The organism is Pseudomonas sp. GW821-FHT01C01, assembly GCF_059422645.1.
The window spans coordinates 102,791-116,673 of record NZ_JBWKXF010000002.1; the positions used below are offsets into that span (position 1 = coordinate 102,791).

Sequence of the window (13,883 nt, forward strand, 5' to 3'; positions counted from 1 at the left end):
ACAATCGCCACTGGCTATCGATACACCACCGGTGCGTCTGTCGTGTTCATCTTCTGGGTCACCAACCCGATGAACGCTGACACGGCGAGTGGCAGCTGCCGGCGGGTCGGATACAGCACGTTCAGGCCATAGCCATTGGGTTGGTATTGCGGCAGTACCGGGACAAGTGTCCCGGCCTCTACCTCAAGCCTGGCCATCACGGGCGGCAGCAGCGCGATGCCGAGCCCGGCCACGGCGGCCTTGCGCAGTGCCTGGGCGGTATTGCCACTGAAGCGCCCGGCAACTTGCACTTCTTCCTCGCCATTGGGACCGACCAAACGCCATGTGGTGTGGCCGCCTGGATGCGCGGAGATCACACAATCGTGGTTCGCCAGGTCCTGCAATGTGCGGGGTGAACCACGCGTCGCAATGTAGGAGGGACTGGCCACCATCCCGACGCTAAGCGGGTCAAGGATCTGCCGGCCAACATAGCCTGAGTCGCGCAAGGGTCCGCCGCGAAAGGCGACGTCGATCTGTTCTGCGATCAGGTCGGCCTTCGCATCACTGAGCACGAAGTCGAGCCGCACGCGCGGGTGCGCGGCCAGGAACTCGGTCACCCACGCCATCTGGAAAAAGTCGAAAAAATCGGCTGGAGCCGCCACGCGCACCAGCCCGCTGGGCTCGTTACTGCCCGTCATCAACGCCTGTCCCGCTTCGAGCAGACCATCGACGGCTCCCACGCAACGCTCATGAAAGCCCTGGCCAGCACTGGTGAGCGTGAGTTTGCGAGTGGAGCGTTGCAACAGTCGAGTGCCGAGTTGCGCTTCGAGCTGCTGGATGCGACGACTCACGGTATTGGGTGGCATGCCCAGCCGTCGTGCCGCCTCGGCAAAACTGCCGCAGCGTACTACCTGCACAAACATGGCGATGTCATTGAGGTCGATCATGGCGGAGGATTCCTGGCGCTGGTGGACGAGTGCAATCCAATTGTATCGGCTAATCAAGTAATCGGTCCGGCCCTATTCTTCAGGCATTGGGCCGCGAGGCTCCCACTCTTCTGTGAGTAATCTTCATGACGCTGCTGCAACGACCTCTCCCCGATATCGCCTCCGGCGCTATCCGTGAAACCACCACCGACCGCGCAATCAGCTACCGCACCACCGGTAGCGGGCATGGCGCGATTGTCCGGTTGATGAGTCCTTCCGATCTGGGTCACTTGATCAAGCCTTTTGTTTTCCTTGACCTGTTTGAAGCTGAGAGCTCATTCATCAACGGCATGCCAATGCACCCGCACTCGGGCATCGCCACCGTCACGGTCATTACCGAAGGCAATTTGCGTTTCGAGGATGCTGATTCGGGTTCGGGGATGATTGACTATGGCGCTGTCGAATGGATGCGCGCCGGGGGCGGGGTCTGGCACGGCAAGGAAATGTCGGTAGGCACATCGAAGCGGATTCAAGGCTTTCAACTGTGGGTTGCACTGCCGCCAGCGTTGGAAAACGCGAGTGTCGATAGCCAATACCTGGAGTCAAGCGTGATGCCTGAAGTGGGGCCGGCGCGGGTGATTCTTGGAGCGTACCAGGGTGTCCAAAGCCCGGTCCGCGCTCCCGCCGGAATGAACTATTTGCTGGTCACGCTACCCGCCGGGGAATCCTGGACCTATGTTCCACCCAGTGGACACGCGTCATTGTGGTTGAGCGTCAGCCGCGGTTCCCTTTGCGCGCCAGGGGTGGTCATGGCGGGAGAAATGGTCATCTTCGAGCCAGGTAACGGTGCCGTCACGCTCAAGGCCATGCACAAAGATGCGGTTTTCGTGATCGGCTCAGCGCAACCTCATCCCTATGACCTTGCGCTGGGAAACTACTCGGTACATACCAACCCGCAAGCCTTGCGTGCGGGGGAGGCGAAAATTGCCGAGATTGGCGCGCGGCTGCGTGAGTACCTGAAAAAACCAAACGAGTCAGCCAGCGTGCCGGTTTTCAAGTAAACCAGGCGTCCGGTCGCTAAAGACCACTGAACATGCTGATGATCACGGCATTGACCAGGTCAATGAAAAAGCCACACACCAGCGGCACGATCAGGAAGGCCTGGTGGGCCGCACCGTATTTTTGCGTCACGGTTGTCATGTTGACGATGGCCGTCGCCGTGGAACCGAGGGCAATCCCGCCGAATCCGGAAGCAATCACGCTGGCTTCGTAATCGCGCCCCATAAAACGGAAGACCACAAAATACGTATAGACCACCGTCAGCAGAATTTGCAGGGTCAAGGCGCACAGAATGAACATCAATGCGCCGCTGAGCTGCCATAGCTGAAGCCCCATCAGGGCCATGGTCAAAAACATGCCCAGACAGATATCGGAGATCAGCGACAGACCCAGGCTGGCGCCGCTCCAGGTTTTCAGCCGCCGATCACCGATCACGGCGAGAACGATGTGGTGAATGACGATGCCCGCGAACAGGCAGCTGACGAATTTGGGCAGGGTGATGCCCGCATCGACCAACAGCAGGTTGAGTCCGTAGCCGAGCATCAGCGTCAGGTTGAGCCACATCCACGCCCAGAGCACGTCGTAGTAGTCCATTGGCTTGCTCGGTTGTTGCTCGAAAATGCCGACTTCCAGCGCTGCGTCCCCGGAAGGCGTCAGTCGATGACGACGTATCAGTCGGTTGGCGATCGGGCCGCCGATCACGCAAGCGGCAATCAGGCCGACGGTGTTGCTGGCCATGCCCAGTTCATGCGCGTTACTGATTCCCAGCTTGTCGACGAAAAGCGGTGCCCAGGCCAGGGTGGTGCCCGCCCCACCCGTGAGGGAAACGGAGCCCACCATCAAACCCGCCTTGGGCGCGAGCCCAAATGCCTCGGCCACACCCATGCCCAGCGCGTTCTGCAGAACGATGAACACAGCGGCGAGCACCAGCAGGATCAGTAGCGGCAGTCCACCCTTGAGCAGTTGGCGCATGTCCGATTTCAAGCCAATGGCGGCAAAGAAATACAGCAGCAGGGTGTCGCGAATTTGCAGATCAAATTCGATCTCGATATTGAGGCCGAAGTAAAACAGGGTCGTCACCGCCGCACAGACAAAGCCGCCAACCACCGATTCGGGAATACAGTATTGACGGAGCAAGGCGTTGCGCTGGACAAGGGTTTTGCCGAGGAAAAGCAGGAGGATGGCGAGGGTGAAACTCACGAGGCCGTGAATCGGGAAGAGCTGAGGAGTCATTCAAAGCCTACCTAAAAATATGAAAAATCATTATCAGGATTCGGTCGCTCAGTGTTTAGACCTGAGTCAATGAACGGTGGATTCAGCAAATGCAAGCCTGGCTCGTCCAGGCAGCTTCCCAATCACCCAGTGTGTCTGTGCGCCAGGAGTGAGGACAGCCTAGCCTAAACTCCGGGTTGGCATAGGCTGCCATCACGCTCCCGATGGCAATTCAAACGGTTGAATTTAGCGTTTGATCAGAGAAATCTTCGTTCCCTCGATGCTGACCCCCGCCATCAAACCTTGCTGGTCGAAGATGAACGCGTAGGCATCGTCTTTCAGCGTCGAGCTGGACAGGTTCTTCGCGACCCCTTCATCCACTACAACAACCGTTGGCCCCACTCCGATTTCCCAGCCTTTGGTTTCAGTTACGTATTTCAAGGCTTTATCGCTCATCAGGAAAACCGCATAGCCATACGACTGGGCACCTGCCTGTAGCCCCCATGACCCGCTGACAGAGTTGTAGTAATTCTCGACTTTCGTGCCTTTCATCAATACGCCTTCACCATAGCTGCCGCCGAACACCAGCCCCGCCTTGATGATGTTCGGAAAAACAAGCACGGCTTTGGCTTTTTGCGAAATGGTTTCGGAAAATGGATGGGTCTTGTAGAGCGTCTGCAACGCTTGTCGAGAGTCGGCATTCAGATCCTCGGCGGTGGCCGCTCCGGCATTGTTCAGGAAACCAGCCGATGCCAATGATGCAGTCGCGAGGACCATCGACAGGAAGAACCGCATTGATTGAGTCATTTGCGTACTCCGCTGAGGGAGCATTGGATGAGAGCAGCGGTAAGCGCCTGCGCCAGGCAGGAACTGAACCCACTGAGGTTATCCGGCGCACCCTGAAATGTGTGAATTGTAAGCATCGCTCGTGAATGAAGTTGGACCGGGGCCACTGTTCATTTGCGATGCCATCAGTAGTTATGACCCCAGCGTAATGGCCGGGTTCGCTGTCAGTTCTGCTTCTGGCCGCCAGGTTTCCGTTGCGCAGGGGTGAATCAGTAGTAGGGAGAATGAAGTCTTTCCCCGCTTTTTTGTCACGCTCGTTAAATTTATTGACTTCAAAGTCAGCTTCTAGAAAGATGCAGGCCGCCAGACCTGTTTCAATCTTTTCCGAACCTCAATCACGTATCGCTGACGCCGCTTGCAGATCGGCAAGCCTTAAATTTCGCCCATCGCTATATACAAAAATATATAGCGATGGGCGGGAACGTCAGATCACGAGGGAATCAGGACCCTGGACGCCCCCCCAATAAAAAAGAAACAAGAGTCCCGCACTGGAGTAAACACAATGAAGCTGCAACCTCTGGCCCTGGCCATCACCCTGGGTGGTTTGACCCACCAGGCCATCGCCGCCGGTTTTATCGACGACAGCAAGGCCTCGCTGAACTTGCGCAATTTCTATTTCAACTCTGACAACCGGGAAAGCCAGGGCAACCTGGGCAATGCCGCCTACGCCAGCCAGGCCAAGGAGTGGGGGCAGGGGCTGCAACTCAACGTGATTTCCGGATTCACCCAGGGCACCGTCGGTTTTGGCCTGGACGCCATCGCCATGACGGGGCTGAAACTGGACAGCGGCGGTCGTGCCGGCAAGGCCGGTATCGACCGCACGCCCGGCGCGTTGTTTCCTACGGACAGCGACGGCCACGCGGTTGATGAGTATTCCAAAGGCGGCGTGACCGGCAAAGTGCGCGTTTCCAAGACCGAAGCGCGCCTGGGCACCCTGCAGCCCAAGCTGCCGGTGATCAACTTCAACGACGGTCGCCTGCTGCCGCAAACCTTTGAAGGCGGGCAGATCACATCGAGTGAAATCGACGGCCTGACTCTCACCGCCGGTCAACTGGAAAGCACCAAGACCCGCAGCTCCACCGACGATATCGATTTGCGCATCGGCGGCGCGACGCGTCCCGCCGGTACGCCGGCCAGTACGGCTCTGGCCGATTCGGATAGCTTCGTCTTTGCCGGCGGCGACTACAAAATCACCAAGGACCTGACAGCCCAGTACTACTACGGCAGTCTCGAAGATTTCTATAAACAGCATTTCCTCGGCCTGATCCACACCCTGTCCATCGGCCCTGGCGCGCTGAAGACCGACTTGCGCTACTTCAACAGCAGCGCCGATGGCAAAAACGGCAACGCGGCCGGACGCGCCCAAGGCTACAAAAGCAGCGGTTTCTGGAGAGCGGGTGACACGCACGCCGGTGAGGTGGACAACAACACCTGGAGCGCCATGTTCACCTACAGCCTGAGTGGCCATGCAATCAGCGCGGGCTACCAGCAAGTCTCCGGCGATAGCGCGTTCCCGTTCGTCAACCAGGGTGACGGCGCCACCGCGTACCTGATTACCGACCGGCAGATCGGCAAGTTCCTCAGTGCCGGCGAGCGTACCTGGCTGGCCGAGTATGGGTATGACTTCGTGGTGCTTGGCGTGCCGGGGCTCAAGACCGTGGTTACTTATCTCAGCGGCGACAATATCGACTCCGCCGCCGGTGATCGCAAAGAGTGGGAGCGCGACCTGCGGATCGACTACGCGCTGCAAAGCGGTCCACTCAAGGGGGTGGGCATTTCCTGGCGTAACGCCAGTTTGCGCGGCAATGCCAGCAGCGATCTGGATGAAAACCGCTTGATCCTCAGCTATAGCCTGCCATTGCTATAAGCATGGCGCAGCGGTCATGGGCTGCCAGTGCGCAGCCAATGGCCCCAAGGTGATTGACCAGCCACGACAGGAGCATCGCCATGCGTTCAATTTTTTCGACTGTGCAAAGCCTTGTTCGCCCCAGCGCAAAACCAGTGTTGTTGCCAGGTGCAGCCAGCGATGCGGCTGAGCAAACACTGGAGGTGGTCGGGCAAGTGCAGAACCCGTTGTGCTTGAGCGTGGCCGACCTGCAAGCCATGCCGGGTTATGACTGGGTGACGCTGACCAGTAATACCTGCGAGGGCAATGCGCAAAAAGCACAGAAAAAGGGCTATCGCGGGGTGTTGCTGCGCGAAATTGTCCTGAAGGCCGGGTTGAAGAGCGAAGACCCCAAAGGCTGGAAACGCGCCTATGTAGTGGCGCGCGCGAGTGACGGTTATGTCGCATTGTTCAGTTGGAACGAACTGATCAATACCGACGTTGGCGATGCGGTACTGGTGGTGTACCGACAACATTCTCCAGCGCAGGCGGCTGGCGGTGAGCACCTTTCATTGGTGTCGGGAAGCGATCGCCACTCAGGGGCCCGTCAAGTGAAGTGGTTGCGCAGCATTGAACTGTGCAGCATTTTGGGCTGACTCACACACAACGCAGCAGCGAGGACAACGCAAATGCCAGTGCGCAACTCACTTGGCCATCATCGACACCCTTCAGCCGAGCAAATGTTGGCCGGCGAAAGGTGGCCGCCCGAATTCGAAGTAGCCCTGAAGGATTTGCTGGAGCAAATGGCCAATGCCGGTCATGAGGTCACGCTGCAGAACCTGGGCCGCTTCCTCGGCGACTTCGTGCCGCGATACACACTGGATCGTGCCGAGGAATGGCAGGAGTGGGCGACCCGGCGCTGGGTCTCGCAGACCAAACCTGCGCTGGTGGACAAACTGGCGGATGTCTTCATCGGCAGTCAATGACGCCGCCGGTGCTCATTTATTGTCGTTCGTTGAACGTATGAGGTTGTTGCGCAGCCTCACGATGGCCTTCTGCATTTGTACGAATTCTTCCGGCTCCAGGCCGGTTTCCAGCATGCCGTTGTCCGGCAGTTCATTGCGCAGTTGCCGGCCGTTGCCGGTCAGGCTGATTCGCACCTGACGCTCATCTTCGGGGTCGCGCTGACGCATCACATAGCCCATCGCTTCGAGTTTTTTCAGGATCGGCGTAAGGGTGTTGGATTCGAGAAACAGCTTTTCACCCAGGCTGCCGACGGTTTGATTGTCTTCCTCCCACAGCGCCACGATGGTGATGTATTGCGTGTAGGTCAGCCCGAGTTGCTCGAGCATCGGCTTGTAGGCCTTGCCGAACGCGAGGTTGGTGGAATAGACCGCAAAACACAGGAAGTCGGCGAGTTTCAGGTCAGTGGGAACTGTCTTGTCGATGGATTTCATGGGCGTTCTCTTTGGCCGAAGACGGAAGGCATGCAGGCGTTCGACTATACGTCGTGTGCGATAGCATCGGAAGTGCTCGAACGCTCGGCACTCATCTTCGGTGTGCTTGAGACTCCAGGGAACGTCGGCCGGATCGTCGGGTTGAGACTGGCGATCCGGCCGAACGTCGCGTTACGCGGTGAGGACGTTGATGGCCACGTCAATGTTGCCGCGTGTTGCTTTGGAGTAGGGGCAGATGGAGTCCGCCAGGTGTGCCAGTTCGGTACCGGTCTCGTGTGACAGGCCTGGCACACGCAGGGTCAACCGGGCCTGAATGAAGTAGGCCGCACCGGTCTGGCCCAGATCGACCTCGATGTCGACAGCCACATCGGCTGGCAGTGTCACCTTCAGTTGCTGGGCCGCCAGCCCGACCGCCGCGATGTAGCAGGCCGACCAGGCCCCCGAGAACAATTGCTCGGCAGTCGGGTGGGGCTGGATTGCTGCGAAAACATGCGCCGGTTCAGGGTTGCCAGGGGACGACAGTTCGATGTCCAGGTTGCCGTTATGGCCGCGCGATGTGTTGCCGGCGCTGTTGAGGGTGGTGTGGGTCTTGCCGGTAACCAGGACTTTTTCGATCTTGCTCATGGGGGTGAATCCTCGAACGTTGCGGTAGATGATTTGTTATCGTATGCGATCGTGTCGTATGCGATGTAAGTAATATCCTGCACAAGCCTCGCTTCGTCAATAGGCAACGTCGTGCCTTTGCGACGAGTGGTTGATTCGAAGTTGTGCACGCTCCACGGCTCCTGGGCTAAAAAACCGTGGGAGCGTGATGTACCCGCGATGGGCAACAAAACCGCAGCAATCGCGTACTCACTGGTATTCGTCGTGCCGCCGCCACCAGGGTCCCGTTTCATTGCGCCCCTTGGGTGCGCGGTCGAGCCATTGGTACATGCCCCACAACCCGTCCAGACCCCGCGCGTAGGTGGAATAGGTGTGGTAGATCTCGCCGTCTTCCAACACAAACGCGCTCAACCCCGGCCTGTCGCGGGTATAGGTCGGCGCATCGGTGCCACAGGTCGCGGCGAACTGTTTCACCGGTTCCGGGATCTGGCTGGCGTCCATGGCATGCCCGCCGCGTTGGTAGTTGTACTCGACGAGCCCTTGACGCTGCTGCGCTTCGGTAAAGTAAACGTTGAAGTCGGCGGTGAAGTCGCTATCGGCGGCCGAGGCCCAGGGGAAGGTCCAGCCCATCCGGCGTTTGTAGGCCTGCAGTTTCGCCAATGGCGCGCGGGATATCGCCATCAGTGTCACGTCGTGGTTCGCCAGGTGGATAACGACGGGGTCAAAGCCATCGGCGATGGCTGAGCAGGAAGGGCAACCGGCCGTGTAGTCGGGGCCGAACATGAAGTGGTAGACCAGCAGTTGCGAGCGCCCTTGAAACAGCTCGGCCAAGGTTGCGCTGCCGCTGTCGGTATCGAATCGGTACGCCTTGTCGAGGCGAACCCATGGCAAGGCCTGGCGTTGTCGCGCCACCTCATCGCTGCGCCGGGTCAGCGCCTTTTCCGCTTCGAGCAGTTGCAAACGTGCCGCCAGCCATTGTTCCCGGGTCGCGGTTTCGTGCGTGTTCATCGCTGTACGCTCCTGGTGAAAGGTCCGGAATTAGACTAAACCCGGGTATCGAACGGTGGGAGTGACAAGCGTGGCGGGATTTCGATGGACTCAATGATCACGGCAGCCGCACAGGCGCTGGCAGCAGGGAATCCACTTGGCGCACTGGACCGCGTGGCATTGCGCGACGATGCGCCGGCGCTGGCCCTGCGCGGTATCGCGATGGCGCAGTTGGGCGATCTGGTGCGGGCCAGGGCGCTGCTCAAGCGTGCGCAGCGGGCATTTGCGCCCAGGGAAGTGCTGGCCCGTGCGCGATGTGTGGTGGCTGAGGCCGAAATCGCCCTGGCTTCGCGGGAACTCGGATGGCCGGTCAAGTCCCTGGAAGCGGCGCGGCTCACGCTTGAAAACCACGGTGACCGGGTGAATGCCGCCCATGCGCGGTATCTGCAAATCCGCCGGTTGCTGTTGATCGGTCAGCTCGACGAGGTGCAGCAGTTACTCACCGAACTTGACCCCGGCCCATTGCCGCCGGCACTGCGTGCGACCCATGAACTGGTGCTGGCGGGCATCGCCATTCGACGCCTGCAATCGAACGAGGCACGGATGGCATTGATGAGGGCCGCGCAGGCTGCCAGTCAAACGGGGATTGCCGCGCTGATGGCTGAGGTCGAACACGCTGCGAATCTGCTCGATGCCCCCGCGGCACACCTGATTGCCCAAGGTGAAGTACGGACGCTGTTGCTCGATGAGGTTGAAGTGTTGCTCGGTTCAACGTCGCTGGTGGTGGATGCCTGCCGGTACATTGTGCGTGGCTGCGGCATGTCGGTGTCGCTCGCTACGCGCCCGATTCTGTTCATGCTTGTCCGCGCATTGGCCGAAGCGTGGCCCGCCGACGTTCCGCGGGAAACGCTGATCGCCCGGGCGTTCCGCTTGAAGCTCTCGGATGAATCCCATCGCGCCCGGCTTCGCGTTGAAATCGGCAGGCTACGTAAAGCACTCGAGCCGTTGGCCGGCGTCATCGCGACGGCACGCGGTTATGCCCTGCAATCACCGGTGTGTACGGAGGTGGTGACACTGGCGCCACCCGTCGAAGAAAAATTTGCCGCGGTGTTTGCCTGCCTCGCCGATGGTGAGTCGTGGTCGAGTTCCGCCCTGGCACTGGCGCTGGGCACCAGCCAGCGCACGGTGCAACGGGCGCTCGATACGCTGGCGGCAGAGGGCAAGGTGCAGTGGTTTGGCCGCGGTCGCGCGCGGCGCTGGATGACGCCGCCCGTGCCGGGATTCGCGACGACCTTGTTACTCCCGGCGCCGCTGCCCGGTGGCTAGGATGAACGCCACCACCCCCCCATTGAGGAATGTCAGATGAAACACGCAACTGCTGAAATCATTCGTGAATATGGTCCGTTTGCCGATGTCGACCATGTGTGCGGCGTCACCTGGGACGGCGAAAAAGTCTGGTTCGCAAGCAACACCAAAATCAACGCCCTGGACCCTGAAAGTGGCAAGGTACTGAACTCGATCGATGTCGCTGCCCATGCCGGAACCGCGTTTGACGGTGAGCATCTGTTCCAGATCGCCGAAGATCGTATCCAGAAAATCGACCCCCGCACCGGCCGCATCCTCTCGACGATTCCTGCCCCCGGCGCCGGCACCGATTCGGGCCTGACCTGGGCTGAAGGCACGTTGTGGGTGGGCCAGTACCGTGAACGCAAGATTCATCAGATCGACCCCGAGAACGGCAAGATCCTGCGCACCATCGAATCCAACCGTTTCGTCACCGGCGTGACCTGGGTGGACGGCGCGCTGTGGCACGGTACGTGGGAAGGCGATGAAAGCGAGCTACGCCGCATCGATCCGCAGTCGGGCGAGGTGCTGCAGAGCCTGAAAATGCCGGAAGGTGTCGGCGTGTCGGGGCTGGAGTCCGATGGCGGCGAGCGGTTGTTCTGCGGTGGCGGCGATAGCGGCCGGGTGAGGGTGGTGCGCCGGCCTGCCTGAGGTATCGATGTTGAATGTGCCGGCCCCTTCGCTGGCAAGCCAGCTCCTACAAGGTTATTTGTCGCTTCCGGCATCGATCCCTGTAGGAGCGGGCTTGCCCGCGAAGGCGGCGTGTCAGGCACCATCAATGTTGGATGTACAACCCCTTTCGAACCGCGCTGCGGGCTTAGTTTTTTTCCGTCCTGCCGTGTTTTCTGCTGGTCAAAATCGGTCTAAAAGCCCGGTTGGCAATTGTGTCTGTTTTGCTATCCTCAAACCTGTAGGTGAAGACGCAGACTGATGCGCAAAAGGATAGCAAGGAGACGTGGGGCGCGTTCCGAAGGGTACACGGTTAGAAAGATCCCCGCGCTGGGATCCAGCCCTTATGCCGTGTGAAGCAGAAGAGTTCCATTACAGTTTCATGACTCTTTTGTGGGAGGCCTGATAAACCTTGTAAGCCGGAGACCAGCACCGGCCACCTACTTATACTCACCCGCGAAGCCCGCCCATTGCGGGCTTTTTAATGCCCGCAAGGTGGGTCTGGTCAGCGGCTCACGGCGCACCGAACAGCATTGTCCAGTAGACGCCTTCGTCGCTGCGCGCGTTGGCGGCGTACGCGGCACCGACCTGGGTGAACATCGGGTTCATCAGGTTGGCGCAATGCCCGGGGCTGGCGAGCCATCCGGCCATGGCCTTGCCGGGCGAACCTTGCCCGGCGGCGATGTTTTCGCCGATCTGCCGGCCACGGTAACCGGCGGCTCTGGCGCGGTCTGCCGGCATGTCACCGTCGGGGTCCTGATGCGCGAAATAATTGCCGTAGGCCATGTCCTTGCTGTGGCCTTGTGCAGCAGAGCCCAGGGCTGCACTCCAGGACAGCGGCCGTGCGGCGGCAAAACGCTGGCGACCGCACAGGCGCGGCTTGGCCCGGGCCGCGTTGACTTGAGCCAGCAACGCCTGGCCGGCGCTGCGTGGGTCACCGATTTGCCCGTCGAGCACCGGCCGCGCCAGCACCACTTGCCACTCGCTCCCGGCGCGGCTGACGCCGATGTCGGCGTATTGGTTGTCGAGCAGTGCGGCGCAATGCTCGTCCTGGAACAGGTCGAACGCTTCTTCGGCATCCCGTGCACCTACCACGCGGATCGACCGCACCATTGTTGCCTGATAGCCGGAAGCCTTTAACCGGTCCCGCAACCCACCGCCATAGCCAACGGGCAGGGCCAGGTTCGACTTGAGCGTCAGGGGTGATAATCGTTGCGCGGGCCGCCGGTCGCAGCGTTGCGGATGGGCGCGATAGTCGTTGATGGCGTCTACCAGTTGCCGCTGCCCATCGGCGTGGGCGGGGCTGGCAAAAACGGGGAGCAGGGGAAACAGGCACAGCGAAGAAAAGCGCAAGGCAACGACAGTTTGGCGCATGGGACGGACAACTCTGATGAGATGACAACGAAGAAAAGTGGGGAAAAGCGCTGGGCTATGACTGGCGCCTCGAAACAAGGTTCACGCGGGGCACGCGTCTATTTGCGGGCGAAGTCACGAGTCCGACGAAGGGTGTCGGCAGGTCTGGATGATGGCGTTTTCGCACGACACAAGGATCAATCCATGGGTTTAAGCGAACTAGCCTCTGTCGCGACTTCCGGGGTTTCGGGCGGACGCAGCTTGAAGCGGCAGACATGCCCGCCGCGCACCATGCATTCACTGTGCTCGACTTCACCGCCACCCAACGCGCCGATCAAGGCCAGGTCCAGTTCACAGACCACCGGATGGGCAGCGGCCAGGCGGTGGAACACGCAGTTATGCGCGACGATTTCCGGGGTGCCGGCTGAGCGGAAAAATACCTCGGCTTCGTAGCCCGCCTGGTTCATGTGCTGGACGATCCTGGCTTCGTCAACGACCTGTTGTTCACGGTCCAAAGCCAGTTTTCGCCCCATGCTGCGCATCAGTGAAGTCAGGGCTTCAGGGCCGATGATGCCCGCCACTTCATCAATCAATACGCTGGCCAGTAGCTGATAGTGGCGAGGGAACTGCTCCCGCGCGTGGTCGGTGAGCCGATACAGCTGCTCCGGACGACGTCCCGTCGGACGGGTGTCGCCGCGCAGCACCAAGCCGTCACGCTCCAGCGCCGCCAGATGCTGGCGGATTGCCGTGCGCGTGACGGCCAGATGTTCAGCCAACTCGTCAATGCTCATGCCGCCCGCATGATGCAGCAGCGCATTGAGCAGGTCCTGTTGTGTTCGGCCCAGTCCTTCCAGCATGGTTTGCCCTCGCGCGGTATCAGAACTTGTCCGGGAATTGCTTGACCAGCGCGCCGGTCAACGCGTCGGCCAGCGCCAGGATGTGCGTGCGCATCATCGCCCAGGTGCGGGCTTCACCAGCGTAATCGTGTGCGGCAAATTCATCGATCTGGGCAATGTGATGACCGCCATGGGCCGACAACATCGTTACCAGTGTTGCCTCGGGCAGATTGGGGTTGGCCGTGGCCAGAAACACCGCAATGGCCTTGGCATTGCTGGTCAACTCGGTGACCGCAGCCTGCTTGCCCTTGGCGTCTTTCGCGACGGTGGCATCGCTGTAGTGTTTCACCGCGCCCCAATGACCGGCAAGCAGCTTGAGCAGCTGATCCGCCGCCGGTTGGCCGTAGAGCGGGGCGATACTGTTGGCGATTTTGGTTGCGTTGTCGACGACTTGATCCGCCGCGACTTTGGCTTGCTTTTTGTCGGCGGATTGATTGGCCAGCGCGTAGTTTCTGATCCAGAAAATGTGTTCGACCCAAAGGTCGCGCAGGGCCAGGCGCGTGGTCAGCGCGGGGCTATCGGCGGAGGCGGGAGAAGCGGGGGGAGTCTGGCTCCAGACCGGTTGCGCACAGAAAGCCAGCAGGATCAGGGCCAAGGTTTTGATATTCATCGTTGAAAACCTGTAGATGTTGAACCCGATTAACTGGGTAGAGCCGCTGTAGCAAACAAAAAATCATACAGTTGAAAATTATAATCATCAGAAGGCGAATTTTTAGGATATAGAGTC

General features: G+C 59.9%; 15 protein-coding genes. 6 read left to right on the forward strand and 9 right to left on the reverse strand.

Annotation, left to right across the window (positions count from 1 at the left end; all coding sequences use genetic code 11):
* Positions 1 to 14: 14 nt before the first annotated feature.
* Entirely contained in the window at positions 15 to 926 is a 912-nt protein-coding gene (locus AC07XF_RS01890) for a LysR family transcriptional regulator (RefSeq protein WP_495025173.1), read from the reverse strand.
* A 125-nt stretch (positions 927 to 1,051) separates the two neighbouring features.
* Here AC07XF_RS01890 and AC07XF_RS01895 point away from each other — a divergent pair, with 125 nt between their 5' ends.
* Positions 1,052 to 1,966 (forward strand): pirin family protein, encoded by a 915-nt coding sequence (locus AC07XF_RS01895; RefSeq protein ID WP_495025174.1) that lies wholly within the window; start codon positions 1,052 to 1,054, stop codon positions 1,964 to 1,966.
* A gap of 16 nt (positions 1,967 to 1,982) precedes the next feature.
* Here the strand turns inward: AC07XF_RS01895 and gltS are convergent, their stop codons facing one another.
* Positions 1,983 to 3,197 (reverse strand): sodium/glutamate symporter, encoded by a 1,215-nt coding sequence (gene gltS, locus AC07XF_RS01900; protein ID WP_442099603.1) that lies wholly within the window; start codon positions 3,195 to 3,197, stop codon positions 1,983 to 1,985.
* 225 nt (positions 3,198 to 3,422) lie between these two features.
* Positions 3,423 to 3,983 carry a lipid-binding SYLF domain-containing protein gene (locus AC07XF_RS01905; protein WP_495025175.1) on the reverse strand — a complete coding sequence of 187 codons (561 nt, stop codon included), beginning with the start codon at positions 3,981 to 3,983 and terminating at the stop codon, positions 3,423 to 3,425.
* A gap of 541 nt (positions 3,984 to 4,524) precedes the next feature.
* Between AC07XF_RS01905 and AC07XF_RS01910 the strand changes: the two genes are divergently transcribed.
* From AC07XF_RS01910 to AC07XF_RS01920, 3 genes are all read left to right on the forward strand, one after another.
* Complete coding sequence (locus AC07XF_RS01910) at positions 4,525 to 5,889, forward strand: OprD family porin (RefSeq protein ID WP_495025176.1); 1,365 nt, start codon at positions 4,525 to 4,527, stop codon at positions 5,887 to 5,889.
* A gap of 80 nt (positions 5,890 to 5,969) precedes the next feature.
* Positions 5,970 to 6,503 (forward strand): molybdopterin-dependent oxidoreductase, encoded by a 534-nt coding sequence (locus tag AC07XF_RS01915; RefSeq protein WP_495025177.1) that lies wholly within the window; start codon positions 5,970 to 5,972, stop codon positions 6,501 to 6,503.
* A gap of 33 nt (positions 6,504 to 6,536) precedes the next feature.
* Complete coding sequence (locus AC07XF_RS01920; RefSeq protein ID WP_495025178.1) at positions 6,537 to 6,833, forward strand: hypothetical protein; 297 nt, start codon at positions 6,537 to 6,539, stop codon at positions 6,831 to 6,833.
* A gap of 12 nt (positions 6,834 to 6,845) precedes the next feature.
* On the opposite strand, the gene AC07XF_RS01925 is transcribed toward AC07XF_RS01920, so the two are convergent.
* From AC07XF_RS01925 to AC07XF_RS01935, 3 genes are all read right to left on the reverse strand, one after another.
* On the reverse strand, positions 6,846 to 7,304 hold the full coding sequence (locus tag AC07XF_RS01925; protein ID WP_495025179.1) for a MarR family winged helix-turn-helix transcriptional regulator: 459 nt from the start codon (positions 7,302 to 7,304) through the stop codon (positions 6,846 to 6,848).
* 171 nt (positions 7,305 to 7,475) lie between these two features.
* A complete protein-coding gene (locus AC07XF_RS01930; protein WP_495025180.1) occupies positions 7,476 to 7,928 on the reverse strand; it encodes an Ohr family peroxiredoxin in 453 nt (150 codons plus the stop codon).
* Positions 7,929 to 8,156: 228 nt separating this feature from the next.
* Complete coding sequence (locus AC07XF_RS01935) at positions 8,157 to 8,915, reverse strand: DUF899 domain-containing protein (RefSeq protein ID WP_495025181.1); 759 nt, start codon at positions 8,913 to 8,915, stop codon at positions 8,157 to 8,159.
* A gap of 84 nt (positions 8,916 to 8,999) precedes the next feature.
* Here AC07XF_RS01935 and AC07XF_RS01940 point away from each other — a divergent pair, with 84 nt between their 5' ends.
* Positions 9,000 to 10,220, forward strand: coding sequence for a helix-turn-helix domain-containing protein (locus tag AC07XF_RS01940; RefSeq protein WP_495025182.1), 1,221 nt, complete (start codon positions 9,000 to 9,002; stop codon positions 10,218 to 10,220).
* 36 nt (positions 10,221 to 10,256) lie between these two features.
* Complete coding sequence (locus AC07XF_RS01945; protein WP_495025183.1) at positions 10,257 to 10,889, forward strand: Vgb family protein; 633 nt, start codon at positions 10,257 to 10,259, stop codon at positions 10,887 to 10,889.
* A 531-nt stretch (positions 10,890 to 11,420) separates the two neighbouring features.
* On the opposite strand, the gene AC07XF_RS01950 is transcribed toward AC07XF_RS01945, so the two are convergent.
* From AC07XF_RS01950 to AC07XF_RS01960, 3 genes are all read right to left on the reverse strand, one after another.
* Positions 11,421 to 12,281: a CAP domain-containing protein gene (locus tag AC07XF_RS01950; RefSeq protein ID WP_495025184.1), complete on the reverse strand. Its 861-nt coding sequence runs from the start codon at positions 12,279 to 12,281 to the stop codon at positions 11,421 to 11,423.
* Positions 12,282 to 12,457: 176 nt separating this feature from the next.
* Complete coding sequence (locus AC07XF_RS01955) at positions 12,458 to 13,117, reverse strand: helix-turn-helix transcriptional regulator (RefSeq protein WP_495025185.1); 660 nt, start codon at positions 13,115 to 13,117, stop codon at positions 12,458 to 12,460.
* A gap of 19 nt (positions 13,118 to 13,136) precedes the next feature.
* The gene (locus AC07XF_RS01960; RefSeq protein WP_495025186.1) at positions 13,137 to 13,766 is read right to left on the reverse strand and encodes a hypothetical protein; all 630 of its coding nucleotides are present in this window, start codon (positions 13,764 to 13,766) and stop codon (positions 13,137 to 13,139) included.
* Between the last annotated feature and the right edge of the window lie 117 nt (positions 13,767 to 13,883).

Bases quoted from the DNA above. Each gene is read 5' to 3' on its own strand.
- AC07XF_RS01890 (WP_495025173.1), bottom strand. From the start codon at position 926: ATGATCGACCTCAATGACATCGCCATGTTTGTGCAGGTAGTACGCTGC.
- AC07XF_RS01895 (WP_495025174.1), top strand. From the start codon at position 1,052: ATGACGCTGCTGCAACGACCTCTCCCCGATATCGCCTCCGGCGCTATC.
- gltS (WP_442099603.1), bottom strand. From the start codon at position 3,197: ATGACTCCTCAGCTCTTCCCGATTCACGGCCTCGTGAGTTTCACCCTC.
- AC07XF_RS01905 (WP_495025175.1), bottom strand. From the start codon at position 3,983: ATGACTCAATCAATGCGGTTCTTCCTGTCGATGGTCCTCGCGACTGCA.
- AC07XF_RS01910 (WP_495025176.1), top strand. From the start codon at position 4,525: ATGAAGCTGCAACCTCTGGCCCTGGCCATCACCCTGGGTGGTTTGACC.
- AC07XF_RS01915 (WP_495025177.1), top strand. From the start codon at position 5,970: ATGCGTTCAATTTTTTCGACTGTGCAAAGCCTTGTTCGCCCCAGCGCA.
- AC07XF_RS01920 (WP_495025178.1), top strand. From the start codon at position 6,537: ATGCCAGTGCGCAACTCACTTGGCCATCATCGACACCCTTCAGCCGAG.
- AC07XF_RS01925 (WP_495025179.1), bottom strand. From the start codon at position 7,304: ATGAAATCCATCGACAAGACAGTTCCCACTGACCTGAAACTCGCCGAC.
- AC07XF_RS01930 (WP_495025180.1), bottom strand. From the start codon at position 7,928: ATGAGCAAGATCGAAAAAGTCCTGGTTACCGGCAAGACCCACACCACC.
- AC07XF_RS01935 (WP_495025181.1), bottom strand. From the start codon at position 8,915: ATGAACACGCACGAAACCGCGACCCGGGAACAATGGCTGGCGGCACGT.
- AC07XF_RS01940 (WP_495025182.1), top strand. From the start codon at position 9,000: ATGGACTCAATGATCACGGCAGCCGCACAGGCGCTGGCAGCAGGGAAT.
- AC07XF_RS01945 (WP_495025183.1), top strand. From the start codon at position 10,257: ATGAAACACGCAACTGCTGAAATCATTCGTGAATATGGTCCGTTTGCC.
- AC07XF_RS01950 (WP_495025184.1), bottom strand. From the start codon at position 12,281: ATGCGCCAAACTGTCGTTGCCTTGCGCTTTTCTTCGCTGTGCCTGTTT.
- AC07XF_RS01955 (WP_495025185.1), bottom strand. From the start codon at position 13,117: ATGCTGGAAGGACTGGGCCGAACACAACAGGACCTGCTCAATGCGCTG.
- AC07XF_RS01960 (WP_495025186.1), bottom strand. From the start codon at position 13,766: ATGAATATCAAAACCTTGGCCCTGATCCTGCTGGCTTTCTGTGCGCAA.